At 69.3% G+C, this 2548-nt stretch carries 4 protein-coding genes; 3 read left to right on the top strand and 1 reads right to left on the bottom strand.

Annotation, left to right across the window (positions count from 1 at the left end; genetic code table 11):
- Window positions 1–137 precede the first annotated feature (137 nt).
- The 3 genes from FJ251_15405 (at window position 138) to FJ251_15395 (ending at window position 2364) form a co-directional block, all read left to right on the top strand.
- On the top strand, window positions 138–338 hold the full coding sequence (locus tag FJ251_15405) for a DUF423 domain-containing protein (protein ID MBM4119089.1): 201 nt from the start codon (window positions 138–140) through the stop codon (window positions 336–338).
- 77 nt (window positions 339–415) lie between these two features.
- Window positions 416–1084: a hypothetical protein gene (locus tag FJ251_15400; protein ID MBM4119088.1), complete on the top strand. Its 669-nt coding sequence runs from the start codon at window positions 416–418 to the stop codon at window positions 1082–1084.
- 125 nt (window positions 1085–1209) lie between these two features.
- A complete protein-coding gene (locus FJ251_15395; GenBank protein MBM4119087.1) occupies window positions 1210–2364 on the top strand; it encodes an HNH endonuclease in 1155 nt (384 codons plus the stop codon).
- Window positions 2365–2421: 57 nt separating this feature from the next.
- On the opposite strand, the gene FJ251_15390 is transcribed toward FJ251_15395, so the two are convergent.
- On the bottom strand, window positions 2422–2548 hold a 127-nt coding region (locus FJ251_15390), incomplete at its 5' end, for a lipoyl synthase (GenBank protein ID MBM4119086.1).

The following is a 2548-nucleotide window of genomic DNA, read 5'->3' as shown; positions in this document are numbered from 1 at the left end:
GGGGCCCGCGCCGAGACGGCGGCGGGCGCGGCGAGCGCGCGGCTGGTGATGCTCAAGTGATCGGCGCAGCCGGGTGATGCGCGTCGCCGCCGCCTGCGCTACCAGTTCTACCATGTCGTCGCACTGCTCGCGGTGGCCTGGGTGCTCGAGCGGGGCGGCGGTGCGCGGCGCGCGCGGCGGGCTGGTGCTTCGTGGCGGGGACGCTCGTCTTCTCGGGCAGCCTCTACGCGCTCGCGCTCAGCGGACTGCGCTGGCTGGGCGCGATCACGCCGCTGGGCGGCCTCGCCTTTCTCGCCGGCTGGCTGCTGCTCGCCTGGAGCTTCTGGCGCTTGCGCTGAACCCCAGCTGCAGCCCATCTTCAGCTTGGCCTGAGCTGCCGAAGCTGCGGGCGAGGCCCGAAGGGGAAGGAGATGCGATGAGACGCTTCCTTGCGCTTGCGCTCTCGGCCGTCCTGGGGGCGCTGCCGGTCTCCGCCTGGAGCCACTTCCTGAAGGCCAGCCCGAATCCGCTGACTGATGATCCAACGTCGCTCTTCTATCACGACTTCTTCGACCTGCCCGACTCCGCGACCACGGCCGATTCTCTGGAGGCCCTCCACCTGCCGCCTGCGCACGGCAGGGATCCGCGTGACGCGCCTGGCGGAGACTACGTGTATTTCGTTGGCGCCATCCTGGAGATGGAGCCGATCTCGAAGGCACGCTTCCCGCTCTGCTACGAGCCGGATTCGGACCGCCCGTACATGGCTTACCATGGGAGCGCTGTCGTCAGCATCAGGGTGGACTCCCTGCTCGCAGGCGAGCACCCTGGGCCGATCGTCGAGGCGGTCACGAAGATGGCCCGCACGCCTTACACGCCACGGCCGCGCGGCTGGAAGTCGCAGCTCATGCATCCTGGTGCCCAGATCGCGGGGCTCCTCCTGCGATACATGGATCCTCATCTCGCGGGAGCTGCGAACCTGCACGGCTCCTCGATCTTCGTCTTCACGTCTCCCCAGGACGCCGATCGCTTGGACGACTTTCGGGACATCGTCATCGATCTCTATCGCCGGTCCGGGGAGGCCATGCAGGCGACTCGGAACAACTGAAGTGCGCTGCGCTAGCCTGATCCGTCAAGCGGATCCAGGCCAGAGGGACGAGGGGCAGACCGCCGTTGAGCCCGTGCCGGCGGCCGTGCGTACGCCGGCTTGCGAAGTTGGTGTCTTCCGCGGCGATGCGCTTGACCTCTACTAGATCCCATAGTATATTACTGGCCTCCCCACCTCCCATGTCCTCGATCCTACGAGGACTGTCCATGTCCGACTTCGTGCCGAATCTCCCCGCTGCTGCTGTGGATGCCCACCTGCGCGTGGCCGTCGCCGAGCTGCGCCGCGCCGAGCAAAACGCCGTACTCTGGTTCGCCGAGCTGATGCGCCGGCGCCTCTACCGCGATTGCGGCCACTCCAGCATTCATGCCTACGCCGAGGCCGTGCTCGGCTTCGGGCAGGCGAAGATCTACCAGTTCATTCGGCTGGCCGAGTCGCTGGACGGGCTACCCCAGCTGCGCGCCTCGGTTGAGGCCGGTGAGCTGCCCTGGACCAAGGCCCGCAGCGTGGCGGCCGTCGCCACGCCGCGCTCCGAGGGCCAGTGGATCGCCCTCGCGAAGCAGAGCAGCGCGCGCCATCTCGAGTCGCGGATTCGGGAGAGCCGCAGCGAAGCGCGGCGCCCTCCCGGCCAGGGTGACTTGCTGGCACCCAACGCCGAGCGGAAGACTACACGCGCGCTGCTGCCCGCACCCGCGCCAAAGGTTCAGGTGAGCTTCGCGCTCGAGCCGGAGCAGCACGCCCGCTGGCTGGCCATCGTCGAACGCCTGCGGAAGCAGGGCCACGCCGAGGCGAAGGAGGAGCTGCTGCTGGCGGCCTTCGCGGCGCTGGCCGAGGCGGAGTGTACACGTGTACAAACGGAGGCCAAGTGTACACGTGTACAAAGCGAGCCGCCCTACCAGGTCGTGATCTACCGCTGCGAGGACTGCGGCGCGGCGCGCCTGGCGGACGGCCGCGCCGTGGCGCCGGTCGTGGCCGCGCAGGCGGCCTGCGACTGTCGCACGCATCGGGAAGGCGAACCCAACCGGGCGTCGATTCCCCCGGCAATGCGGCGTGAAGTGCTCGCGCGCGATGGGCACCATTGCCAGGCACCGGGCTGCCACTCCACGCGCTTCCTCGAGGTGCACCACCTGGAGCCGCGCCGGCGAGGCGGCCGCAACAGTGCGGCGAACCTGATCACCCTCTGCGCGGCCTGTCACCGACTGCTGCACGAACGCGGCGGGGGGCTTGCGGCCGCCCTGCCGGGCACCTCCCCGTCGGCAGCGGCCTTGCCAAGCACCGGCTGATTGACGCTAGCCTAGTCCCGCATCCCGACAAGGCGGCCGGCGCGGGTCGACGGCCAATCAGAGCCCCACGTGCTTGTGGGCCATGTAGCTCGAGCGCACGAAGGGCCCGGCCTCCACGTGCTTGAAGCCCATCGCCTCGCCGATCGCCTTCAGCTCGGCGAACTCATCGGGCGGCACGAAGCGC

It is taken from the genome of bacterium (assembly GCA_016873475.1).
GTDB lineage: Bacteria > Krumholzibacteriota > Krumholzibacteriia > JACNKJ01 > JACNKJ01 > VGXI01.
The sequence above is the reverse complement of the archived record's forward strand: the minus strand, read 5'-3'. Positions and strand labels throughout refer to the sequence as shown.